Annotated in this window: 18 protein-coding genes; 11 read left to right on the top strand and 7 right to left on the bottom strand. The window is 59.1% G+C overall.

The window, feature by feature from the left end; translation table 11 throughout:
- Positions 1 to 17: 17 nt before the first annotated feature.
- Complete coding sequence (ppk2, locus tag B7Y89_RS12520; protein WP_292938840.1) at positions 18 to 794, bottom strand: polyphosphate kinase 2; 777 nt, start codon at positions 792 to 794, stop codon at positions 18 to 20.
- Between the two features lie 36 nt (positions 795 to 830).
- Positions 831 to 1,088, bottom strand: coding sequence for a hypothetical protein (locus B7Y89_RS12515; RefSeq protein ID WP_292938839.1), 258 nt, complete (start codon positions 1,086 to 1,088; stop codon positions 831 to 833).
- 170 nt (positions 1,089 to 1,258) lie between these two features.
- Between B7Y89_RS12515 and B7Y89_RS12510 the strand changes: the two genes are divergently transcribed.
- From B7Y89_RS12510 to cobA, 10 genes are all read left to right on the top strand, one after another.
- On the top strand, positions 1,259 to 1,837 hold the full coding sequence (locus B7Y89_RS12510; RefSeq protein WP_292938838.1) for an ANTAR domain-containing protein: 579 nt from the start codon (positions 1,259 to 1,261) through the stop codon (positions 1,835 to 1,837).
- The gene (locus tag B7Y89_RS12505; RefSeq protein ID WP_292938837.1) at positions 1,837 to 3,051 is read left to right on the top strand and encodes a CmpA/NrtA family ABC transporter substrate-binding protein; all 1,215 of its coding nucleotides are present in this window, start codon (positions 1,837 to 1,839) and stop codon (positions 3,049 to 3,051) included. Before B7Y89_RS12510 ends, B7Y89_RS12505 begins: the two co-directional genes overlap by 1 nt.
- Before the next feature lie 214 nt (positions 3,052 to 3,265).
- On the top strand, positions 3,266 to 4,672 hold the full coding sequence (locus B7Y89_RS12500; protein WP_292938836.1) for a CmpA/NrtA family ABC transporter substrate-binding protein: 1,407 nt from the start codon (positions 3,266 to 3,268) through the stop codon (positions 4,670 to 4,672).
- Positions 4,673 to 4,688: 16 nt separating this feature from the next.
- A complete protein-coding gene (locus B7Y89_RS12495; RefSeq protein WP_292938835.1) occupies positions 4,689 to 5,696 on the top strand; it encodes an ABC transporter permease in 1,008 nt (335 codons plus the stop codon).
- Positions 5,697 to 5,710: 14 nt separating this feature from the next.
- Positions 5,711 to 7,390 (top strand): ABC transporter ATP-binding protein, encoded by a 1,680-nt coding sequence (locus tag B7Y89_RS12490; RefSeq protein ID WP_292938834.1) that lies wholly within the window; start codon positions 5,711 to 5,713, stop codon positions 7,388 to 7,390.
- Between the two features lie 65 nt (positions 7,391 to 7,455).
- Positions 7,456 to 8,712: an alginate export family protein gene (locus B7Y89_RS12485; protein WP_292938833.1), complete on the top strand. Its 1,257-nt coding sequence runs from the start codon at positions 7,456 to 7,458 to the stop codon at positions 8,710 to 8,712.
- A gap of 238 nt (positions 8,713 to 8,950) precedes the next feature.
- On the top strand, positions 8,951 to 11,428 hold the full coding sequence (gene nirB / locus B7Y89_RS12480) for a nitrite reductase large subunit NirB (protein ID WP_292938847.1): 2,478 nt from the start codon (positions 8,951 to 8,953) through the stop codon (positions 11,426 to 11,428).
- Positions 11,425 to 11,766: a nitrite reductase small subunit NirD gene (gene nirD, locus B7Y89_RS12475; protein WP_292938832.1), complete on the top strand. Its 342-nt coding sequence runs from the start codon at positions 11,425 to 11,427 to the stop codon at positions 11,764 to 11,766. Before nirB ends, nirD begins: the two co-directional genes overlap by 4 nt.
- Positions 11,763 to 14,300: a molybdopterin-dependent oxidoreductase gene (locus B7Y89_RS12470; RefSeq protein ID WP_292938831.1), complete on the top strand. Its 2,538-nt coding sequence runs from the start codon at positions 11,763 to 11,765 to the stop codon at positions 14,298 to 14,300. The genes nirD and B7Y89_RS12470 overlap by 4 nt, the downstream gene beginning before the upstream one ends.
- Positions 14,297 to 15,133, top strand: a complete 837-nt coding sequence (gene cobA / locus B7Y89_RS12465) for a uroporphyrinogen-III C-methyltransferase (RefSeq protein ID WP_292938830.1) — start codon at positions 14,297 to 14,299, stop codon at positions 15,131 to 15,133. The genes B7Y89_RS12470 and cobA overlap by 4 nt, the downstream gene beginning before the upstream one ends.
- Here the strand turns inward: cobA and B7Y89_RS12460 are convergent.
- Entirely contained in the window at positions 15,063 to 15,731 is a 669-nt protein-coding gene (locus B7Y89_RS12460) for a DUF4197 domain-containing protein (protein WP_292938829.1), read from the bottom strand. The genes cobA and B7Y89_RS12460 overlap by 71 nt on opposite strands.
- Before the next feature lie 102 nt (positions 15,732 to 15,833).
- Positions 15,834 to 16,181 carry a hypothetical protein gene (locus B7Y89_RS12455; protein ID WP_292938828.1) on the bottom strand — a complete coding sequence of 116 codons (348 nt, stop codon included), beginning with the start codon at positions 16,179 to 16,181 and terminating at the stop codon, positions 15,834 to 15,836.
- 317 nt (positions 16,182 to 16,498) lie between these two features.
- On the opposite strand from B7Y89_RS12455, the gene B7Y89_RS12450 reads away from it, so the two are divergent.
- On the top strand, positions 16,499 to 17,842 hold the full coding sequence (locus B7Y89_RS12450; protein ID WP_292938827.1) for a hypothetical protein: 1,344 nt from the start codon (positions 16,499 to 16,501) through the stop codon (positions 17,840 to 17,842).
- Between the two features lie 13 nt (positions 17,843 to 17,855).
- Here B7Y89_RS12450 and B7Y89_RS12445 read toward each other — a convergent pair whose 3' ends face one another.
- Genes B7Y89_RS12445 through B7Y89_RS12435 form a run of 3 tightly spaced genes read right to left on the bottom strand, consistent with a single transcriptional unit; the run spans position 17,856 to position 23,145 of the window.
- Entirely contained in the window at positions 17,856 to 19,493 is a 1,638-nt protein-coding gene (locus B7Y89_RS12445) for an AMP-binding protein (RefSeq protein WP_292938826.1), read from the bottom strand.
- Positions 19,490 to 20,893 carry an aldehyde dehydrogenase family protein gene (locus B7Y89_RS12440; RefSeq protein WP_292938825.1) on the bottom strand — a complete coding sequence of 468 codons (1,404 nt, stop codon included), beginning with the start codon at positions 20,891 to 20,893 and terminating at the stop codon, positions 19,490 to 19,492. The genes B7Y89_RS12445 and B7Y89_RS12440 overlap by 4 nt, the downstream gene beginning before the upstream one ends.
- Positions 20,894 to 20,937: 44 nt before the next feature.
- Complete coding sequence (locus B7Y89_RS12435; RefSeq protein WP_292938824.1) at positions 20,938 to 23,145, bottom strand: TonB-dependent receptor; 2,208 nt, start codon at positions 23,143 to 23,145, stop codon at positions 20,938 to 20,940.
- Between the last annotated feature and the right edge of the window lie 17 nt (positions 23,146 to 23,162).

The following is a 23,162-nucleotide window of genomic DNA, read 5'->3' as shown; positions in this document are numbered from 1 at the left end:
CCGGTGCTTTGATCGCGCTAATCGGCAAAGTCTTTCAGCGGTTGCACGACGCTGAAACGCTCGGTTGAGGGCTCGCCCGACAATGGCGGTAGAACCACCGGTTCTTCAGCGACAACATGGTCGGGAATGCGGTCAAGCAAGTTGCGGATCAGGGTCAAGCGACCGATCTTCTGGTCGTTGAAATCCACCAGTGTCCAAGGCGCTGCGGCAGTGTGCGTTGCGGCCAGCATGGTCTCGCGCGCTTTTGTATACGCATCATATTGTTCGCGCGCTTTGACATCGATGGGCGAAAGCTTCCACCCTTTCAGCGGGTCTTCGCTGCGTTCGGCAAAGCGCTCTTCCTGCTTCGCCTGATCGCAGCACAGCCAGTATTTGAGCAGGATGATGCCATCATCCACCAGCATTTCCTCAAAGCGCGGCACCGCTTTCAGGAACGCATTGACCTGTTCCTGCGTGGCATAGCCCATGACCTGCTCAACGCCTGCGCGGTTGTACCAGCTGCGGTCAAACAGCACCATTTCACCCGCCGTGGGCAGATGCTCCACATACCGCTGGAAATACCATTGCCCGGCCTCGCGCTCGGTCGGCTTGGCCAAGGCAACGGTGCGCACTTGGCGGGGGTTAAGGTGTTGACGAATAGCGGTAATCGCCCCGCCTTTGCCCGCGCTATCGCGCCCCTCCATCACCACCACCACACGCTTGCCCTTCGCCGCAACCCAGCGGGCAAGGTCCACCAGCTCGCGCTGCAATGGCTCCAGCGATGCCTCATACTCTTTACGCGTCAACCGGCTCATCATCATCTCCCGAAGGCCGGACAGCCCGACAAGTTCTCACGCATGTGTTTCATCAATTAACGTAACGCCAGCAATCTCTTTCTCGGCCGCAGTTGCCTCGGCAATGACAAGGCCCAGCGCGGCGGCGGTGTCTTGCAGCAGGCCAACACTCACAGGTCGCTCACCGCTGACAAACCGGCGAATGGCGCGCTCATCAATGTTCAGCCGCCGCGATGCGGTTGTCACGCCGCCCAGCACCTGGACGCAATGGGCAAAGTGCTCACGCGCATCGTCCATAGAGATTGAAGCAGTCATCACTTTCCTTCGAGTGTTCATATTGGCATAGCAAATGCTGCCGACCATAGAGCCTTTATCGGCGGCTGGAACCCCATGGATACGCTGCCTGTGGCCGGTTCAGGCCATTGACCACATTTCTGACGCGATGCCAGTTGCCAAATGTTGCGGTGCAGCGCAAAAGGCCGGACATGCGCATCGCCATTGTTGATGAAAGTGCCAGCCGCGCGGCTGTCATGCAGGAAGGTCTGGCAGCCCTTGCGGATTGCGAGATTTTTGTCCTGACAGAGCGGCGCGGGCTGGTCGCGCGGATTGGCGAGATCGGGCCGGACATCGTCCTGATGGACCTTGGCAACCCGTCGCGTGACGTGCTGGAGGAATACTTCGCTGTCAGCCGCGTGCTTGATCGGCCCATCGCAATGTTCGTGGATGAAAGCGACGAGGAGGCGATCAGCGCATCGATCGATGCTGGCGTATCGTCCTATGTGGTGGACGGATTGGCCCCCCATCGCATCCGTTCCATCCTCGACCTTGCGGTCAAACGCTTCAACGCCTTTGCCCGCCTGCAGGCTGATCTGGACGAGGCCAAGGGCAAATTGGCCGAGCGCGATTGCATCGACAAAGCCAAGCGGATCTTGATGGATAGCCGCGGGTTTTCAGAGCCTCAGGCCTATACCGAATTGCGCAAGGCGGCGATGAATCAGGGCAAGCGAATTGCCGAAATCGCCGACGCGGTTGTCACCGCGCACCTGCTTATGGGAGGAAAGTGATGCAGACCGAACTGACGATCGGCTTCCTGCCATTGGTTGATGCGTGTTTGCCGATCTTGGCGCGCGAACATGGCTTTGCCGAAGCTGAAGGGCTTTCGCTGCGGCTGGTCAAGGACATGAGCTGGGCCACCGTGCTTGACCGCTTGCTTTATGGCCATACCGATGCCGCGCATCTGGTGGCACCGCTGGCAATTGCGGTCACCTTGGGGCGGGGAAGGCCGGCGCAGCCATTGTCCGTGCCGTTCGTGCTGGGGCTTAACGGCAACGCGATTACCATGCGCAGCGATCTGGCGCAGCGCGTAGCGCAGCCCGGAAAGCTGGGCGATCCGGCAGCCGTGGGGGCTGCGCTGAAGGCCGTGGTCGAGGCCGAGCGCGGGCAGAGGCGGATGCTTCGCTTTGGCGTGGTCCACCGCTTTTCCAGCCATAATTACATGCTGCGCTATTGGTTGGCGGGGTGTGGCATCCGCCCGGACGTCGATGTGGAAATCACCACAGTCGCGCCGCCGTTCTGCGCAGATGCGCTGGAATCGGGCGAAGTGGACGCCATCTGCGTGGGTGAACCATGGAACAGCGTAGCGGTTGAGCGTGGCGCGGGCGAAATTGTGCTGGCAACCGCGCAAATCTGGCGGCGCGGAGTGGAAAAGGTGCTAGCATTTCGTGAACCGGTAATCGAAGAGCGGCGTAGCGATGCCGAAGCGCTGGTGCGCGCATTGCGCAAAGCGGGCGAACACTTTGTTAATCCTGCAAACCATGATCTGAATGCAGCAATTCTTGCGCGGCCTGAATACCTTGATGGCAATGCGGGGCTGATCCGCCGGGCCATTTCGGACAACCTGTTATTGGCACGCGGCGGGCAAGTTTTGAACTACCCCGATTTCATGTTCCAGCACCGCGAGGCGGCAAACTTCCCGTGGGTGAGCCAGGCCGAGTGGCTCTACAGCCAGATGGTGCGCTGGGATGGGGTCGGGTACGATGATGCCGAGGCGAATCTTGCTGCGCGGGTGTTCCGTCCCGATGTATACCGCAGCGCACTATTGGGCACGCAAGACCCGCTGCCGGGGGCAAGTTCCAAGGTTGAAGGAAGCCTTGCCGGACCAACGTCTGTTTCGATGCAGCAAGGGGTTATAACTCTGGGAAATAACAGCTTTTTTGATGGAAAGGTGTTCGACCCCAATCATCTTGCGGCCTATGTGGCAGAACAAGCCAAAGCATAAAATTCTGCTGCGGTGCAAAAAGTGCTTGCCCAAGGGGGGGCGAATCACATAGCTTCTGTTCCAGCAGATGGAGCGCCGCCCAAAGTTGGACGGACACCCGCTTCCATCAGCTTTCAGTTTCATTGCGTGGCAACGGTGCCGCCCAGACCTTCCCATCGGGATGCGTTCGGGCGGCTTTTTTGTGTTGTTTGCGCCGACCAAAGGGGTGGTTCGGATGAGTGGACTTCAGGGAATGAATCGGCGGGGCATGATCGCGGCGCTGTTGGCAGGCATTGCGGTTGCCAGCTGCGGCAAAAGTGCGGACACGGGCGAAAAGCCCGCTGTATCGGCCAATGGCATTGAAAAGCCCGTATTGAAGCTGGGCTTTATCAAGCTGACCGACATTGCACCGCTGGTGGTTGCACAAGAAAAGGGCTTTTTCCGGGAAGAGGGCCTCACCGTCACGCTGGAACCGCAGGCCAACTGGAAAGTGCTGCTTGATGGCGTGACCGGCGGGCAACTGGACGGTGCGCATATGTTGGCAGGCCAGGTCCTGGCGTCGGGTGCGGGCATTGGCAGCAAAGTTCCACTTTTAACGCCGTTCTCGCTTGATCTTAACGGCAAGGGCGTGACCGTTTCCAACCAAGTGTGGGACATGATCGCGCCGTCACTGCCAAAAGGCCCTGATGGCAAAGTGCAAATGCCGATTTCGGCAGAAGTGCTCAAGCCCGTCGTCGCCAAGTTCAAGGCTGAGGGCAAGCCGTTCAAAATGGGCATGGTGTTCCCCGTCTCGACGCATAACTATGTGCTGCGCTACTGGCTGGCGGCAGGCGGGCTGAACCCCGGCTACTACCTTCCTGCTGATACCGCAGGCGTAACCGGCGCTGACGTGCAGCTTTCTGTCACCCCGCCACCGCAGATGCCCTCCACCATGGAGGCTGGCACCATCAATGGTTATTCGGTGGGTGAGCCGTGGAACCAGGCTTCGGTTGCAAAAAAGATCGGCGTACCGATCATTGTCGATCCCGATATTGCCGGAACCACGGGCGACAAGGTGTTCGGCTTGACCGCTGATTTTGCCAAGAAGAACCCGAACACGGTCAAAGCGCTGACCCGCGCATTGATCCGCGCCTCGATGTGGCTTGATGCTGAAGGCGGCAAGAACCGTACCGAAGCAGTGAAGCTGCTGGCGAATTCAAAGTATGTCGGTGCCGATGAAAACGTGCTGATGGCGTCGATGACCGGCAAGTTTACGTTCGGTTCGGGCGACACTCGCGATACGCCAGAGTTTAACTTGTTCTTCGATCAACAGGCCAGTTACCCGTTCTATTCGGACGGCATCTGGTTCCTTACGCAGATGCGCCGCTGGGGCCAGATCGCCGAAGACAAGACTGACCAGTGGTATCTCGATACGGTCAAGTCAGTCTACCGGCCTGATCTTTATGACGAAGCTGCCAAATCGCTTGTTGCTGATGGCAAAGCCAGCGCTGACCAGTTTCCGCAGACTGATGGTTTCCGCGTATATACCCGCAAGGCCATTGATGGCGTTGCGTTCGATGCACGCAAGCCTGCCGCCTATGCCGCAAGCTTCACCATCGGGTTGAAGCCGGGCCAAAAGGTAACGCCTGCGGGCGTCAAGTAAAACAGGACCAAAGCCAATGAACGCCGTTCCAATCCGCAAGGACGATTTCATCGCCAGCGCATCTCACGATAAGGAGGAGAGCGCGGCTCTCCTCCCCACTTCGCAGGACACAACCGTGAAACCTTCGTTGCAGCTTCCTTTTGGCATCAAGCTGCCTGCGGGGCGGGCGGTGTTCGAAGCTTTGTGGCCTCCACTGGTTGGAATTGGCGGCTTTCTATTGCTGTGGGCACTGTTGGCACCGCTGGTGCAAACTTCGCTCGGTGCTTTGCCGGGGCCGGGCGATGTGTGGGCCGCATTTGGCGGTTTGATGGAAGAAAACGCAGCGGCGCGCGTGGCAGAGGGTGAAGCGATCGCTTCTGGCTATGGTTACACCGGACCGCCGACATTTGTGGATCAGATCTTTACTTCGCTTGAAACGGTAGCGGCGGGTTTTGTCCTGGCGACAATTTTCGCAGTGCCGCTGGGCCTTGTTGCGGGCATGTCAAAGCGGGTCAACGCCGCGATAAACCCGCTGGTGCAGGTGATGCGCCCGGTCAGCCCGCTCGCGTGGTTGCCCATTGTGACGATGGTCGTTTCTGCATCGGTGACCAGCGATGATCCAACCTTGGCCAAAAGTTTCATCATTTCGGCAGTCGTCGTGATGCTCTGTTCGCTGTGGCCAACGCTGATCAACACGGCCATCGGCACCGCGAGCATCGACAAGGACTTGATCGCGGTGGGCCGCGTGTTGCGGCTGGGCTGGTTTGCGCGCCTGACGCGGTTGGTGCTGCCTTCGTCGCTGCCGTACATCTTCACCGGCATGCGGCTGTCGTTGGGGACCGGCTGGATGGTGCTGATCGCGGCAGAAATGCTCGCGCAGAACCCCGGCCTTGGCAAGTTCGTATGGGACGAATTCCAGAACGGGTCTGAAAAGTCGCTGGCGCGGATCATGGTCGCAGTCGTTGTGATCGGCCTGATCGGCTTTGCCCTCGACCGTGTGATGATGGCCATGCAGGCCTTCGTCAGCCGCAACCGCAACGTCTGACAGGAGCCGCGATCATGGCGACGATCCTTTCGCTCAAGAACTTGCGCAAAAGCTATACCGGCAAAGCAGGCGGCACCTCCGAGGTGCTGGGCGGCATCAACCTGGATGTTGAAGAAGGCGAATTCATCGCAATCCTCGGCTTTTCAGGCGCTGGCAAAACCACGCTGATTTCCGCCATTGCAGGGCTGGTTGAACCCGATGCAGGCGAGATGCTGCTGCACGGCAAGCCGATCAAAGGGCCAGACAAAGATCGCGGCCTTGTGTTCCAGTCCTATTCGCTGTTCCCATGGCTGACGGTTGAACAAAACGTCGCCTTGGCTGTGGACTCTGTCCACAAGGACCGGAGCAAGCAGGCACGCGCTGATCTGGTGCGCCAGAAGGTGCAATTGGTCGGCCTTGGCCATGCGATGGACCGCAAGCCCGGCCAGCTTTCGGGCGGGATGCGCCAACGCGTTTCGGTGGCCCGCGCCTTGGCGATGGAGCCTGAAATACTGCTTCTGGATGAGCCACTGTCAGCGCTTGATGCCTTGACCCGCGCCAAGCTTCAGGATGAAATTGACCGTATCCGCGAAGAGGAAAAGCGCACAATCATTCTTGTCACCAATGACGTGGACGAGGCGCTGTTGCTGGCGGACCGCGTGGCGGTAATGACGCCTGCGCCTGCTGCGGTGATTGGCCAGATTTTTCAGGTTACCCTGCCGCGCCCGCGTGATCGTGAAGCGGTGAATGACAGCCCTGCGTTTCAAACGCTGCGTACCGAAATCGTCAATTACCTTGGCAGCCTGGCGGGCGAAAAGGCCGCGAAAGGTAGCGATTACGGCAGCTTGCCCAATGTCACCCCGCTTGATTTGGCACCGCCGCCAAAGGCCTATCAGGATGCGGCCAAGAAGGGCGCAACGCTGCGCTATATGGAGTTCTGGAAACTCAACAAGATTTACCCCACGCCCAAAGGTCCGTTGACCGTGGTCGAGGATTTCAACCTGCTGATGGACAAGGGTGAATTCGTTTCGCTGATTGGCCATTCGGGTTGCGGCAAATCTACCGTGTTGACGATGGCGGCTGGCCTGAATGCGATTAGCAAGGGCGGCATTATCCTTGATAACCGCGAAATCGATGTGGCCGGGCCTGATAAGGCGGTGGTTTTCCAGGCGCCCAGCCTGATGCCGTGGCTGACCGCGCGGCAGAATGTGGCATTGGGCGTTGAGCGGGTCTATCCGCACGCCACACGCGCTGAACGCCGCGAGATTGTCGACTATTATCTTGAGCGCGTGGGCCTTGCCGATGCGCGTGACAAGATGGCGGCGGAAATGTCCAATGGCATGCGCCAGCGGGTTGGTATCGCCCGCGCCTTTGCGCTTAGCCCGCGCTTGCTGTTGCTCGACGAACCGTTTGGCATGCTCGACAGCCTGACGCGCTGGGATTTGCAGGACGTGCTGGTCGAGGTGTGGAACCGCACCAAAGTGACCGCGATCATGGTCACGCACGATGTCGATGAAGCCATCCTGCTGGCTGATCGGGTTGTCATGATGACCAACGGCCCGAATGCGACGATCGGCAAGATCCTGAAGGTCGATCTGCCGCGCCCGCGCGATCGCAAAGCGCTGCTGCGCCACCCCGATTTTTACGCTTACCGGCAAGAAGTTTTGCGCTTCCTTGCAGAATACGATCATGGACCGACCGACAAGGCGGCCTGACGCGATTTGAGGATGCCTGATCGGCCCGCTTCCAGACGGTTCTGGGGGGACATCAGGAGGGAACTATGAAGACACGTATACTGGCGGCGGCGCTGCTCGCGTCGCCGGTTGCACTCGCACATCCGGCGTTTGCAGCCGAAAAGGCATTTGGCGATCCTGTGCCAATGGGCGATAGCCTGACGTTTGATCCGATCATTGATGCGCGCTTGCGCTATGAAGGAGTGGACCAGCCTACGGTAGATGCTGATGCGGTGACGGCCCGGTTGCGTGCCGGCTTCGAGATCAAGCACACGCCATCGCACTTGTCATTTCTGGTCGAGGCCGAAGGTACGCTGGGCCTTGTAAACCGATACAATGCTTTTCCGTTTGCCGTGCCGGGATCAACCCAGCGCCGTCCGGGCTTTGCCGTGGTGGCCGATGGGGAAAGCATCGATCTTAACCGTTTGCAGGTGCAATATAGAACCAAGGCATTTGGCCTGACGGTGGGGCGGCAGCGGATCAATCTTGATGATCAGCGCTTTGTCGGATCGGTGGGCTGGCGCCAGAACGAACAGACATTTGACGCGGTGCGCGCGGAAGTCACGCTGGGGCCGGTCAGTCTTGATGGCACATATGCAATCCAGCAAGATTCGATCTTCGGATCGGAATCAGGGCCGCGCAGGGCGATGGACGGGGATTTTGTATTTCTGGCAGCGTCCACCAAGATCGGGCCACTGACAGCCAAGGCATTCTCCTATCTGATTGATTATGAAGACGCTTTTGCCTTCGCCAATTCCTCACAGACTTATGGCGGGCGCGTTTCGGGCAGCTTCCCGCTGTCAAAGACGGTGAAGCTGAATGTTCTGGGCAGTTATGCGCGGCAAAAGGACATGGGCCAGAACCCGGTGCGCTATGAAGCGGATTTCGTGCTGGCCGAGGTAGGGCTGGGTTACAATGGTTTCACCCTCAGCGGTGGCTATGAAAAGCTGGGGGCAGATGCGGCTGCAGGCAAAGGCTTCCAGACGCCGCTTGCAACGCTGCACAAGTTCAACGGCTGGGCTGACCTGTTCCTGACAACGCCAGGCAATGGGCTTGAGGACTATTACGTCACGCTCGCCAAGGCCTTTCCGAAAATGAAAGCAGTGCAGGGACTTACCGCGAATGTGATCTATCACGAGTTCCGCAGCGATGTGGGCAATGTCAAGTTCGGCACTGAATGGGACGCAAGCCTTGCCTTCAAGACAAAGAAGGTCAGCTGGCTGGTCAAATATGCCAATTACAATGCCAACCGCTTCGGCGTTGATCGCCAGATCCTGTGGCTGCAGACGGAAGTTTCGTTTTAACGGCTCGGCGTGCTGCACCGCAAAATAACGCTTGCAGTGTAGCCACCGAATCGGTTAGCTTTCACGCAGAAGGCCGAAGCGCCGCCCAAAGCAGGGTGGATTGTCGCAAGGCCTGAATTTTCAACATTGCGTGGCAACGTCGCCGCCCAGACCTTCCCCAACAGGGATGCGTTCGGGCGGCTTTTTTGTGTCGCGCGTTTGGCAAGGAAGAGTTCACGTGAACGCGCCTACGACAGTGATGGAAGAGGACCGGTCAGCCGCCGTGAAGGAACGGCTGGTCGTGATCGGCAATGGCATGGCCGGGTGCCGCGCCGTTGAGGAAATCCTTGCCCGCGATCCCGCCCGCTTTGATGTGACGATCTTCGGCGCTGAACCGCGCGTCAATTACAACCGCATCATGCTCTCGCCTGTGCTAGCCGGAGAGAAGACATTCGACGACATCGTTATCAATGGTGACGATTGGTACACAGATAACGCGATCACACTGGTTGCCGGTGATCCCGTCGTGTCGATTGATCGCGCGACGAAAATGGTAGTAGCACAATCGGGCCGCGTAGAGCCTTATGATCGTTTGTTGATTGCGACGGGATCAGATCCCTTCATCATCCCGGTGCCGGGCAAAGATCTGGCGGGCGTGGTTACCTTCCGCGATCTGGATGACGTGGACAAGATGTTGACTGCTGCTGAAAAGGGCGGTTCAGCCGTGGTGATCGGCGGTGGCCTGCTCGGGCTGGAGGCAGCGCATGGTCTCTCGCTTCGCGGCATGAAGGTCACCGTCGTTCACCTTATGCCCACGTTGATGGAGCGCCAGCTTGATGAAGCGGCGGGCTACTTGCTCAAGACTGAACTGGAACGGCGCGGCCAGACGATCATAACGGGCGGCGATACAGCCGAGATCGTTGGCGCAGGCGGGCATGTTTCTGCCGTCCGTCTCAAGGATGGGCGCGAATTTGCCGCTGATATTGTGGTTATGGCAGTGGGCATCCGTCCCGGCACTACGTTGGCCAAAGCGGCTGGGCTTGAGGTTGAGCGCGGCATCGTGGTCGACGATCACATGGTCACCAGCGATCCTGCTGTCATGGCGGTGGGCGAATGCGTCCAGCATCGGGGCAATTGCTATGGCCTTGTCGCGCCGTTGTGGGACATGTGCCGCGCGCTGGCCGATCATGCTTGCGAACAGCCCAGCGGCTACGAAGGCTCGGTCACTTCCACCAAGCTCAAAGTTTCAGGCATCGACTTGTTCTCTGCAGGCGATTTTTCCGGCGGGGATGGCGCAGAAGACATCGTCATGCGCGACGCCTCTCGCGGACTTTACAAGCGTGTGGTGGTCAAGGACAACAAGCTGGTCGGCGCCGTGCTCTATGGCGATACCGCCGATGGTTCATGGTATTTTGACCTGCTGCGCAAGGGCGAGGATATCTCGGCCATCCGCGAGGCGCTGATCTTCGGGCAAGCCTTCGCGTCCGGAGGCGCACTGCTGGACCCTAATGCCGCCGTTGCAGCACTTTCCGACGACGCAGAAATCTGCGGCTGCAACGGCGTTACAAAAGGCAAAGTCGTCGCCACGATCAACGCAGGCGCATGCAGCCTTGATGCAGTGCGCTCCACCTGCAAGGCATCGGCCAGCTGCGGCAGTTGCACAGGGCTTGTGGAAAGCTTGCTGGCGCTGACGCTGGGCGGCGAGGTCCAGTCCGGCCCCAAGACGATGTGCAAATGCACCAGCTTTGGCCATGATGATGTGCGCCGCCTGATCCTTGAAAAGAACCTGCGCGCGATCCCGCAGATCATGCAGGAATTGCATTGGACGACGCCCGATGGCTGTTCTTCATGCCGTCCGGCGCTGAATTATTACCTGCTCTGCGCTTGGCCGGGTGAATACGAAGACGATCAGAAAAGCCGCTACGTGAATGAGCGGATGCACGCCAATATCCAGAAAGACGGCACGTATTCGGTCGTTCCGCGGATGTGGGGCGGCCTCACCAACCCCAAGGAATTGCGCGCAATTGCCGATGTGGTTGAAAAATACAACGCGCCGATGGTCAAGGTAACCGGCGGCCAGCGGCTCGACATTTTTGGGATCAAGAAGGAAGACCTGCCCGCTGTCTGGGCTGATCTGAACGCCGCCGGGATGGTATCAGGACACGCTTATGGCAAGTCGCTGCGCACGGTCAAAACCTGTGTCGGATCGGAATGGTGCCGCTTCGGGACGCAGGATTCCACCGGCCTTGGCGTAAAGCTGGAACGCATGACCTGGGGGTCATGGATGCCGCACAAGTTCAAGATTGCGGTCAGCGGTTGCCCGCGCAATTGCGCCGAAGCGACGATCAAGGACTTCGGCGTAGTCTGCGTGGATTCAGGCTATGAATTGCACGTGGGCGGCAATGGCGGGATCAAGGTTCGGGCGACCGATTTCCTGTGCAAAGTCACGACCGAGGACGAGGCGATGGAAGTCTGCGCCGCGTTCATCCAGCTTTACCGTGAACAAGCGCACTACCTTGAACGCACCGCGCCATGGATCGAGCGGGTCGGCCTTGATCACGTCAAATCCGGGCTATTTGACGCGCCCGACACAGTAAAGCGGCTCGCCGCCAAATTCCGCTTTTCGCAGACGTTCTGTCAGGATGATCCGTGGGCGCGGCGCGTAGCGGGCGAAGATGCCGATCTGCACCAGCATTTGGCCCAAGTGCGCCCCCTTCAGATGGAGACCGTATCATGATCGGCGATTGGCTGGATATCGGCCCGGTGGACCAGATCACCCCGGGCACCGCGCGCACTCTGCCTGTGTTGGGCGGTGATGAAATTGCGGTGTTTCGCACGCAAGCCAATGAATTTTATGCACTGGTGAACAAGTGCCCGCATAAGCAGGGGCCGCTTTCACAGGGTATCGTTCATGGCAATGTGGTCGCTTGCCCACTGCACAACTGGAACATCTCGCTGAAGACCGGAGAGGCGCTGGGCGAGGATAAGGGCTGTGTTCCCACGATCCCCCTGCGCGTGGATGCGGGGCGGATTTACCTGCTTCGCTCGGCGGTTGTGGGCCAGCGCGCGGCGTGAAAGACATCCGCACCACATGCGCCTATTGCGGGGTGGGCTGCGGCATTCGTGCGACTGTGACGGGGCCGCGTTCAGTCACCATCAAGGGCGATGCCGATCATCCCGCAAACTTTGGCAAGTTGTGCTCCAAGGGCGCACACCTTGGCGAAACTGTCGGGCTGGAAGGACGCTTGCTGCACCCGATGATCGGTGACGCCCAAGTCGGCTGGGACACCGCGCTTGTTGCGGTGGCAGACAAGATGCGCGATTGCATCGCGCGCCACGGGCCGGACAGCGTCGCGTTCTATGTCTCCGGGCAATTGCTGACCGAAGACTATTACGCCGCGAACAAGCTGATGAAGGGCTTTGTCGGCAGCGCCAATATCGACACCAATTCGCGGCTGTGCATGGCCAGTGCGGTGGCGGCGCACAACCGCGCTTTTGATGAAGACATCGTCCCGGTCACGTATGATGATCTGGACGAGGCGGACCTGATCCTGCTGGTGGGATCAAACACCGCATGGTGCCATCCGGTCATCTGGCAACGGATCGAGGCGGCGCGCGAGGCGCGTGGCACCAGGATCGTGGTGATCGACCCGCGCCGTACCGAGACGGCGGAGCAGGCGGACTTGCATGTGGCAGTGGCGCCCGACGGCGATGTGGCGTTGTTCAACGCGCTGCTGGATGAGATGGCGGCGCGCGGGTTGGTCACGGAGCAGGCCCACCCCCAACCCCTCCCGCAAGCGGGAGGGGAGAACGGCGGCGTTGATCCCGAGGTGTTCACTGCGCTGGCCGATCTGGTCGCGGCCCATCCGAAGATGGTCACGGTTTTCTCAATGGGAGCTAACCAGTCGGTTGCAGGCACTGATAAAGGCAATGCGATCATCAACCTGCACATTGCCACAGGCCGCATCAATGCAGCGGGTATGGGGCCGTTCTCGATGACCGGTCAGCCCAATGCTATGGGCGGGCGCGAAGTTGGCGGGCTGGCCAATATGCTGGCGTGCCATCTGGGATTTTCCGAAGCCGAGCGCGCGGATGTGGCAGCGTTCTGGCAAACCGATACGCTCTGTGCCGCGCCGGGCCTCAAAGCCGTAGACCTGTTTCGCGCGGTTCATGAAGGCCGCATCAAGTTCCTGTGGGTGATGGCAACCAACCCCGCCGTTTCCATGCCCGATGCAGGCTTCGTGCGCGAGGCGCTGGCGCGGTGTGAAACCGTGGTCGTGTCTGATGTCATCGCAGATACCGATACCGCGAAGTTTGCGCAAATTCGCTTGCCCGCGCTGGGCTGGGGCGAAAAAGACGGGACAGTGACCAATTCCGAACGCCGGATCAGCCGCCAGCGCGCGCTGTTTGCGGCTCCCGGCGAAGCGCGCGCCGACTGGGCGATAATTGCTGATGTGGCGACCCGTATGGGTTACGATGCGGCGTTTGCGTGGAAATCGGTCGCAGATGTCTTCCGCGAATATGCCGCGATGACGGCGTTGGCCGTGAAGCACGGCAAAGTGCTTGATCTTACGGCCTTGGCCCGGATTTCCGATGTGGAATTCGAGACGCTTGCGCCGTTCATCTGGGGCGGGAGGCACCCCATGGCAGGCCGCGAAATGCGCCACGTTCCGGTTCAGGCACGGACACGCTCAGCCGATCCGGCTTATCCGCTGCGGTTGAATACAGGACGCTACCGCGATCAATGGCACACGATGACCCGCACGGGCCTTTCGCCCACGCTGTCGCAGCACCGGCGCGAACCCTTGCTTGAAGTCCATCCGGTTGATGCGGTGGCGGCAGGTGTGGTGCATGGCGCGCTGGCGCAAGTGGTGACGGCATCCGGGCAATCGACCTTCCGGGTATGCGTGACCGATGCACAGGCGCGCGGGCAGGTGTTTGTCCCCATGCACTGGACCGATGCCTTGGCCAGCGGCGGACGCGGTAATCTGTTGCCGGATCAGGCGGTTGACCCCGTATCGGGCCAACCGGGTTTCAAGAACAACGCCTGTCGGATTGCGCCAGTTACCAGCGAATGGCGCGCGTTTCTGGTGAGCGCGCACGACGTGTCGCCGGTCGGATTGGTATGGTGGAGCAAGTCGCGCGTCACAGGCGGCTGGCTGTATGAACTGGCGGGCAACGACGCAGTGGATGCCGATGCGCTTTTGCCCGAAGGCGACCGGGTGGAAGCGGTTGATCTGGGGCGCGGGATGCGCCGCGTGGCCGTGCTTGATGCCGCTGGACGGTTTGTAGCGGGCCTTTACGTCACGCGCAGCGGGCAATTGCCTGAACGCGATTGGATCGCGGCGCAATTGGGCCAAGCCACAGCGCTGGCGCCCGAAATGCTGGCCGCGCGCCCCAGCACACCCGCGCCAGATCGCGGCGCGATGGTCTGCATCTGCCATGGTATCGGCGAAAAGCAGATATTGGCAGCGGTGCATGACGGGGCAGGCACTGTTGCTGCCGTCGGCAAAGCCTGCGCGGCTGGTACCAATTGCGGATCGTGCCGTCCGGCCATCGCCCGGCTGTTGCGGGCTTGGGATGAAGAACTGTTGGAGGTGGCGCAATGACCGATTTTTCCGCAGGCATGGTCTGGCTGGTAGGGGCAGGGCCGGGTGACCCCGAGCTTCTGACGCGCAAGGCCGAGCGGCTCATCCGTGCCGCAACCGTGGTGTTTCACGATGCGCTGGTCGGGCCAGAGGTGCTGAATCTGGCTTCTGAAGGCGCGCGATTGGTGCATGTCGGCAAGCGATCGGGACGGCATTCCAAGGACCAGGGCACGATTGACCGTTTGATCGTGGATGCCGCATTGGCAGGCGAACGCGTGGTGCGGCTGAAAGGCGGGGATCCGTCCATCTTTGGCCGCGCGACCGAAGAACTTGACGCTTGCCGATTGGCCGGAGTGCCGGTGAAAGTGTGTCCCGGTGTCACCGCAGCCAGCGCCGCCGCAGCAAGCATGGGCCTATCGCTTACGTTACGCGGGCTGGCGCGCAAATTGGTGTTTGTAACGGCCCATGCGCGCGCTGGCGAAGAGCTTGACCTTGATTGGCAGGCCTTGGCCGATCCCGATGCCACTTTGGCCATTTACATGGGCAAAGCAGCCGCCGGAACAATTTCGAGCAGCCTGATCAACGCGGGATTGGCGCCCGATACGCCTGTGACACTGGTGGAATCTGCCAGCTTGCCGCAGGAACGCACTTTCCATTCACGGCTTGATCTGCTGGCCCTGGCAGCCAAGACTGCGCTTGGTGATGGTCCTGCGCTTTTGCTGATAGGCAAAGCCATGAAGCAGCCCACGCATCTGGCGCAAACCGATCTTATGGTATCTGGCGCTAGAACACTTTCCCCAGCAGGCCAGCCGGATTGCTGCGCAACGCAGCCTCTTCGGCACCCATATATGTGAAGATGCCGCGCATGGCCTGCTTTGCTACGTTGTCGATCAGACTGTCGCCAGACAGGCCAAAGTTGCCGAGCAATTTGCCCGTGCTGCCCAGCCGCGATAGCTGATCAAAAGCCCCGACATTTGTCAGTGCATTGGCGATCAGCGGGCGCATTTTGCCACCAAGTTCGATGCCTGCACTACGCTCAAGATAGTTGGTGCCACCGGTCTTTTCGGTGACGATGCCGGGCACATCGCTCAGCTTCAGCCCGCTGATTGCGTTGCGGAAAATGGGCTTGGCTTCACCTGCTGCCAGACTGGCCGCATCGTTCAGTGATTTGGACAGCTTGGTCGTCAGGCCAAGTCGGTCACCGCCTTGCAGCAGCTTCTTGGCAAGCTTTCCGCCGGTGCCGGGGAGCATAATGCGGATCGCCGTGTCACGATAAAAACCGTCAGGTTGGGCGAGTTTGGTCAGCGCGTTGTCCGATGCATTGCCGATCAGCTTGTTAAGGCCGATGCCGTCAAGCAGCCCTGCCGCCAGCACATGGTGCGGGATAAGCAATAGCCCGCCCGTCATAAGCCCGCCGCCAAGCATTGCGCGTCGCGAAATATGGTCTGTCATGTGCATTCCCCGCCAGTTTCCAACAGGACGGTACGCCGGGGTATTGTTGTGTGCAATACTGTGCTGACAAGCCGGGGCATAGCCTACGATAAATACAGGCAATTATTTGTCGGGCACGGCAATATCAGGCCCCAGATCACCCACCGACCAGCAATCTTCATCAGCGAATGCCGAGGCTGCGAGGCGTTTTGCTTCGCTGGTGTGTCGGGGTTTCAAAGTATCAACCGCAATGCCGACTTTTGCCAGATGCTGCGTTGCAGAATTATAATAGGCCGCAATGTCGGCGCAGGCATTCGCTCCGCCGCCCGTCACCGCCCAGATCACGCGCCAACGGGTAGCGCTTTTTGCGCTATCACGCTGCAAGATATACTCGCCGCCGTCGTATTCCTGTTTCGACGGTTCAACCGCAGCAAAGGCAAAAGTTGCGCTTTTGCCTTTGATGACGCGCAAGCTGTGAACAACAAATCGGATTTTTGAATCTGGCGCGGGCCGGATTGCGTCAAGGATCTGCGTGCGCTCGATTGACCCTGTGCGCGGGGTCGTAAACTGTTGTGCCGCGGCGGTTGAGGCATAAAGACTTGGAACCAAACCTGCGTTCAGCGCCAAAACTTGGCAAAACATTCTGGCTGAAAACATCGTGCTACAAACTCTTGCTTCGGCATTGTCTGCATTTTGTCTGATGCTAATGCGGTGCCATGTTCAAGCACAATCGTACAACTGCAAGGCAGAGCGCCAAGCGCTGTGTTTTTCTGGCGGCCGGCCTCCTTTTGTCCAACGCCGCCAACGCCCAAACCGAACCTGTCGGCGATATATTCATCGGAATGATCGTTGAACAGCAAGGCCAACTTATCCTTGAACGCTGCGATGTGGGCAGCACGCGTTATGTTTTGCACAACGCTGTCGGCGCTGGCGATCTGCTGGGCGATTTGCGGGTGTTGCGCCAAGGCAATCCACAATTGCAGGCAGAATTGATCGCCAGTTACCGTGAGGATGGTGACGGCCATATCCTTGATGTCAGCGCTGTAGGCGAAACTGTGACGGGCAAAAGCTGTCACCTGATTGATGCTGTAGAACAGCTGCTGGCTGATAAACCCGCGCCGGATGGCAAACCCGATGCCGCGCTCGTCGGGCAGTATTACTTGTCGGGCGTGATGGAGACAGGTTCCGAACTGCGGTTAAAGGCGGACGGGCGCTTTGACTGGTACATAAGCTATGGCGCAGTAGACGAGGTTGCCTCCGGTCGCTGGGGCCGCAAGGGCAAGACGGTAACACTTCTGGCTGACCTGCCATCCGCTGGCACGCCCATCTTTCGCGCAGATGAGCGGCTTGAGTGGGACAGCGATGCCGAGCGCTTTATGCGCGAAAAAGCACGCTTGAAACGCGAAGCCGCGGTGTCGGCACTGTGTCCTTGGAACATTGCGTCGGCAGCTTCCGCGCCTGCTTTTGCTACTGATGATCGGGCCAATCCGGGCCCTGCAGAGATTGCCAAAGCGGAACAGGCAAAAGTTGTGGCCGAAGCCGCGCGGGATGCCGCAACACAAGCGGCGGCCAAAGCAGTGGAGAGCGATGCAACCGATGCAGCGCGCGAGGCGGCCAATACGGCCATGTCTGCCTGGCACAACGCACACTATGAAATGGAGCAAGCCTATGGCGCTGCCGATATTGCCATGCCGCAAATCGGATCACCGACCATGCCCGCCGCCTGCGCACTGCCGATGGAAGACTATTGGGCCGCAATTCCAGCCTCCGACTGGCAAGGCGGCATCGCGGTTGTGGTGGGCGATCCGGCCCGTGAAATGCGGCTTTCGCGTGTCGGCGTGACGTTCATCTATGATGACGGGCATCACGAAGCCGCAGAGACAGGGCGGGGCGGTTGGGCCTTTGCCCCCTTGCGTACAGGCGCGTCGGTTGTTCAACTGGCTCTGGCCATGCCCGCCCCTGTATCGCGTTCAGAAACCTTGGCCATCGCGCCCTTGGCCAAAGGCGTACAGACTGTGCATGCCGATCTGCAACAGGTTATCAAACCACCTTTCGAAGTGATGACGCTTGACATAAAAGGCCAAGACCTTGTTCCGGACCTCATGCCTCGTGGACGCTATTCACGTCATTGAATGCAGGACACCATCATGTTCTGAAGGTTGATAAAAGGTCGGCCTCCATAATCTGGCGCATTGCAAATTTTTGCGCCTTGCCAGTTACAGTCATTTCAAAGCTTTGAACAATGCGGACGTGGCGCGGCACCTTGTAATGGGCGATCCGGCCTTTGCAGTGTGCCAGGATGATGTCCGGGGTCATGGCGCTGTCGAGTTTTGGAATGATCCATGCGCACACTTCCTCGCCGAACTTTTCATCGGCCACGCCAAACACTTGCGCGTCTTGCACCGCAGGATGCGTGAGCAGGAACTCTTCGATTTCGCGGGGGTAAATGTTTTCGCCGCCGCGAATGATCATGTCCTTGATACGGCCTGTTATCCGCACATATCCATTGGCGTCCATCGTCGCGAGATCGCCGGAATGCATCCAGCCATCGGCATCGATGGCTTCTGCGGTCTTTTCCGGATCATCCCAGTAGCCGGGCATAACCGCATATCCCCGCGAACAATATTCGCCCTGCTGGCCAATCGGCAGCGTCTCGCCATCGGGGCCGATGATCCTGGCCTCGGCATGGGGGTGGATACGGCCCACGGTGCCTACGCGTTCCTCCAGCGGATCGTCTGTTGCGGTCTGCGTGGTCAGCGGGCTGGTTTCTGTCATGCCATAACCGATGGTCACTTGTGTCATGTTCAGGCGATCCATGACCTGCCGCATCGTCGATACAGGGCATGGCGATCCGGCCATTATCCCGGTACGCAAGGTGGATACGTCAAACCTGTCGAGATCCGGCTGGTTAAGCATGGTAATGAACATCGTGGGCACGCCATAGAGCGCCGTGCAGCCTTCGGCAGCAACCGCTTCCAGCGCCGCCTTAGGCTCAAAGGATTCGCCGGGATAAACCATGGCCGCGCCACTGGTCAGCGCGGCAAGATTGCCTAGAACCATGCCGAAGCAGTGGTACAACGGCACCGGAATGCAGATGCGGTCCTTTACACCCAGCTTGATGGTGCGCGCGGTGAAGTGGCCGTTGTTCAGGATATTGCGGTGCGTCAGCGTTGCGCCCTTTGGAAAGCCGGTCGTGCCGCTGGTGAACTGGATGTTGATCTTGTCAGAGGGTTTAAGATCGGCTTCAGCAGCTGAAATACGCGCATGATCGGCTGGTCCGCGCAAGCTTTGCCACGGCTCAAAACCCTCAAACCGCTCCTTGCCAAGCACGATTATGCTGCGCAACATAGGCAGCTTTTCGGCACCCAATTCGCGCAGCATCGCAATGTAATCGCTTGTCTTGAACCGCGCAGCAGTGACCAGAACGGTGCAGCCCACCTTGTTCAGCGCATACTCCACCTCACTGGTGCGATAGGCAGGGTTGATGGTGACAAGGATTGCGCCGATGCGCGCCGTGGCAAACTGCAACACCGTCCATTCGGCGCAATTGGGCGCCCATATGCCCACCCGGTCCCCCTTGGCGATACCCATGTCCAGAAGGCCTGTGGCAACACGGTCAACTTCGGCATCAAGTTCAGCCCATGTCCAGCGAATGCCCTGATGGCGTGATGAGAGCGCAAGTTCCGTCGCCCACATCGCGCCGGCATCACGCAAGGCCTGCCCGATGGTCTTTTCGAGAAGCGGCTCGTCCACCGGGCCTTTGGCATAGGAAAGCTGGGTCATCGTTTGATATTCACCACCTGGGTCTGGGTATATTCAGCCAGCCCTTCGACCGATTGTTCAACCCCTAGACCGCTGTTCTTGAATCCCGCCATGGGGATGTGCGGGCCGATGGCGATATGTTGGTTCACCCAAACCTGTCCGCTTTCAATCCGCGCGGCGATCTCTGCGGCACGGCCGATGTCCTTTGACCAGACCGAGCCGCCAAGCCCGTATTCCGATGCATTGGCGCGGGTGATTACGTCCTCGACATCGTCAAACTTCACCAGTGGCAGGATTGGCCCGAACTGTTCTTCGTCAACGATCCGGTCACCATCGGTCACATCGCGCACGATGGTGGGGCTAATGAAATAGCCCGCCCGTTCCATCGCCTGACCGCCCGCCACAATCGTGCCCTCGGCACGCGCTGCTTCAAGAAAGCCTTTGACCTTTTCGAACTGCGCCTTGTTCTGGATGGGGCCGATCTGGGTGCCTTGCTGCAACCCGTCGTCCACCACGGCGGCTTGCGCCAGTCGCGCCAGTTCGCCGCACATTGCGTCATAGATATCGGCGTGGACATAGGCGCGCTTGATCGCAAGGCAGACTTGTCCGTTGTTCAGGAAAGCATTGCCGAAAATGGCTTGCGCCGTTTCGCGCACGTCCACATCTTCCAGCACAATCGCCGGATCATTTCCGCCCAGTTCCAGCGTCACGCGTTTCAGCGTGTCTGCGCCGCTGGCGGCGATCCGTTTGCCGGTGGCGGTCGATCCGGTGAAGCCTACTTTGGCCACATCAGGATGCGCGGTCAGGTGGGGGCCAAGATCATTGGCATCGGCAATCACGTTGACGACGCCTGCCGGGAACACATCGCGGCAAATCTCGCCAAGGATCAGCGCGCACAGCGGTGTTGTCGGCGCAGGTTTCAGCACGATGGCATTGCCAGCCAGAACCGCAGGGCCGATCTTCCAGCAAGCCACCAGCAGCGGGAAATTCCATGCGATGATGCCCACCACCACGCCCAAGGGCCGGTGTTTGACCGCGATATATCCGGCCTCATCGTCCTGAATGATGCGATCGGGCAATTCCAGCGTAGCATAATGGCGCAAATAGCCATCGGTCCACGCCAGTTCGCCCTGGGCCTCGGCCAAGGGCTTGCCCTGTTCCATCGTTAACACGCGCGCGATTTCGTCTTTGCGTGCAGCAATCGCATCGGCCAGTTCGATCAGCTTTGCTTGCCGTTCGGCCCAAGGCACTGCTGCCCAACCCGGCACCGCCGCCTTTGCCGCAGCAATCGCGGCATCAGCCTGTGCCACCGAAGCGCGGGGAGCCGTTGCGAACGGCTCCCCTGTGGCGGGGTTGATTACGTCCATTGTCATGTCGCCCGCGACGAGCGCCCCGCCAATGAGCAGCTTGTAATCCGTCATAATCCTCTCCTGACCGCTCTTTGGTCGGTCTTCATTGGAATGCGTCAGAACTTTGCGCCAACCGTGATGCCATATGTGCGCGGGTTGCCGATGTGGTTGTAATCAAATCCAAAACCGGCAAGCAGATCAACGCGGGAAGTGAAGTAGAACTTGTCTGACAAGTTCTTGCCCCAGATCGATGCGCTGAAGCGTCCGTTTGCGCTTTCCCAATCGATATGCCCGCCCACAATCGCATAAGACGTTTGCCGCAAACGGGGAATGTTCAGCACTTCGAAGAACTGGCTGGTCTGGTAAGAAAAATCCGGGTGGATCGATAGCTGGCCCATGTCTCCGTCAAACACCGTCAAGTCCACTGTCGTATTGAACGTCAGGCTTGGTGCATTCGACAAGCGGTTGCCCGCCACGTTGTTGCCGCTGACAATGCCTTGCTGGATCTTGGTGGCCAGAATGCCCATGCCGCTGTGGATGGTCAGCTTGTCGCTCGCCCGGATCGTCAGTTCCGCTTCACCGCCGTAAATGCGCGATTTGGGTATGTTGAGCAGCGTTTGCGCGGCTGTATTGGGATCGATGTTGATGAACTGCTGGTTGCGGTAATCGTAATAGAAACCGGCAAGGTTCAATGTGATCCGGCGATCAAGGAACTGCGTCTTGGCACCCAGTTCATAAGCGGTGACTTCCTCGGCTTTGGCGACAGACAACTCCGATGGATCGAAAAACGCCTGCGCGTTGAAGCTTGGTGCGCGATAGCCACGGCTGACATTGGCATAGATCAGATTGCCGTCAGACAGCTTGAAATCGACACCGATCTTGCCCGACAGATTGTCTTGCGAATACTTGAGCGCCGAAAGCGGGATCAGGTTGGCGATCAGTGAGCCGTCCACGCCCAATGCGTCTGATTTGAAGTCGGTCTGTTCGCCGGTATCATGCGTATAGCGCAAACCACCACGCAATGTGACCGCATCGGACAACGCGTATTTCACATCGGAATAGATCGCATAGCTTTTCTTCACCTGGGTGAAGTTGTTGCGGAACAGACAGGCCAGCGGCAGACCGACCGCACAATCGTTGGCGGTTATGCCTGCCAAGCCATCGGAATCTATGTCTTTTCCGATCTCGAAGGTGGTTTCGTTAAACACTTTTTCGCGATGGAAATAGGCACCAAGGATGAAGTCGAACGGGCCGCCGGTGTCGCTGGTCAGGCGCAAGTCCTGTGCAAACTGGGTGGCGCGGTCGGTATAGGGGATTTCCAGCAGTTCCGAAGCAGTGCCGTCAGTGTCCTCATAGAAGAACAGGTTGCCCTTGTCCCACGCGGTGATGCTGGTGATCGCCAAGGCATCGGAGATGTCGAACGTGCTGGTCAACGCTACGGAATAGGTCCGCGCCTGACGCTTGGTATCAATGTTCGAAGCAATCTCGCGGCGGCCAAGGCCGGGGCGGTTGACCGCTTCGGGCTGGGCATAAATGCCGTAATTCTGCGGGTTCTGATAGCTGGTCGATGCGCGCAAAACAAAGCGCACGCTTTCGCTGGCTTCAAAGTTCAGCGTGCCCCGGATGGCGTATTCATCGGTCGATGCGAGATCGGGTTTGCCCGGAACAACGTTCTTGAACCAGCCATCCGCACGGGCATAAGTTCCCGCTATGCGCAGGGCGGCCTTTTCACCCAAAGGCACGTTGAACGCAGCGTTCAGATCAACGCGGTCATAATTGCCATAGCCTGCGTTGATGTAACCGCTTGTTTCACCAAGCTTTGCACCCCGCGCAATGATGTTTACCGCGCCGCCAGTGGTGTTCTTGCCATAAAGCGTGCCCTGCGGTCCGCGCAGCACTTCCACACGTTCCAGATCGTACATCGTCACGCCAAGGAACGCGAAATTGCCCTTGTAAACTTCGTCATAATAGGTGGCGACAGGGCTGGACTGGTTAAGGCTGTAATCCGACATCGAAACGCCGCGCAAAGCGAAGATCGGCGTATTGTCGCCCACAATCGACGTCAGTTGCAGGTTCGCAACTTTCGTCACCAGACTGTCGACGCTGCTAACGCGTGATTTGGCCAAAGTATCGCCGCTGATCGCTGAAACCGAAATCGGCACTGCTTGCAGGCTTTCAGACCGCTTGGCTGCGGTGACCACAATTTCGCCTTCGGGTATGACGTTTTCCGCTTTGGCGTCTTGCGCCATCGCAGGTGTCAGGTGAAATGCGGATGCTATGGTTACCCCAGCCAGCGCAGTTCCGCGGAAAAGACGTTCCCTCATCATGTATCTCCCAATTT

This window comes from Novosphingobium sp. 32-60-15, from assembly GCF_002280675.1.
Lineage (GTDB): Bacteria > Pseudomonadota > Alphaproteobacteria > Sphingomonadales > Sphingomonadaceae > Novosphingobium.
The sequence above is the reverse complement of the archived record's forward strand: the minus strand, read 5'-3'. Positions and strand labels throughout refer to the sequence as shown.

Excerpts from the sequence above, each read along its gene's own strand:
- ppk2 (WP_292938840.1), bottom strand. The coding sequence starts at position 794 with ATGAGCCGGTTGACGCGTAAAGAGTATGAGGCATCGCTGGAGCCATTG.
- B7Y89_RS12515 (WP_292938839.1), bottom strand. The coding sequence starts at position 1,088 with ATGACTGCTTCAATCTCTATGGACGATGCGCGTGAGCACTTTGCCCAT.
- B7Y89_RS12510 (WP_292938838.1), top strand. The coding sequence starts at position 1,259 with ATGCGCATCGCCATTGTTGATGAAAGTGCCAGCCGCGCGGCTGTCATG.
- B7Y89_RS12505 (WP_292938837.1), top strand. The coding sequence starts at position 1,837 with ATGCAGACCGAACTGACGATCGGCTTCCTGCCATTGGTTGATGCGTGT.
- B7Y89_RS12500 (WP_292938836.1), top strand. The coding sequence starts at position 3,266 with ATGAGTGGACTTCAGGGAATGAATCGGCGGGGCATGATCGCGGCGCTG.
- B7Y89_RS12495 (WP_292938835.1), top strand. The coding sequence starts at position 4,689 with ATGAACGCCGTTCCAATCCGCAAGGACGATTTCATCGCCAGCGCATCT.
- B7Y89_RS12490 (WP_292938834.1), top strand. The coding sequence starts at position 5,711 with ATGGCGACGATCCTTTCGCTCAAGAACTTGCGCAAAAGCTATACCGGC.
- B7Y89_RS12485 (WP_292938833.1), top strand. The coding sequence starts at position 7,456 with ATGAAGACACGTATACTGGCGGCGGCGCTGCTCGCGTCGCCGGTTGCA.
- nirB (WP_292938847.1), top strand. The coding sequence starts at position 8,951 with ATGGAAGAGGACCGGTCAGCCGCCGTGAAGGAACGGCTGGTCGTGATC.
- nirD (WP_292938832.1), top strand. The coding sequence starts at position 11,425 with ATGATCGGCGATTGGCTGGATATCGGCCCGGTGGACCAGATCACCCCG.
- cobA (WP_292938830.1), top strand. The coding sequence starts at position 14,297 with ATGACCGATTTTTCCGCAGGCATGGTCTGGCTGGTAGGGGCAGGGCCG.
- B7Y89_RS12460 (WP_292938829.1), bottom strand. The coding sequence starts at position 15,731 with ATGACAGACCATATTTCGCGACGCGCAATGCTTGGCGGCGGGCTTATG.
- B7Y89_RS12445 (WP_292938826.1), bottom strand. The coding sequence starts at position 19,493 with ATGACCCAGCTTTCCTATGCCAAAGGCCCGGTGGACGAGCCGCTTCTC.
- B7Y89_RS12440 (WP_292938825.1), bottom strand. The coding sequence starts at position 20,893 with ATGACGGATTACAAGCTGCTCATTGGCGGGGCGCTCGTCGCGGGCGAC.
- B7Y89_RS12435 (WP_292938824.1), bottom strand. The coding sequence starts at position 23,145 with ATGAGGGAACGTCTTTTCCGCGGAACTGCGCTGGCTGGGGTAACCATA.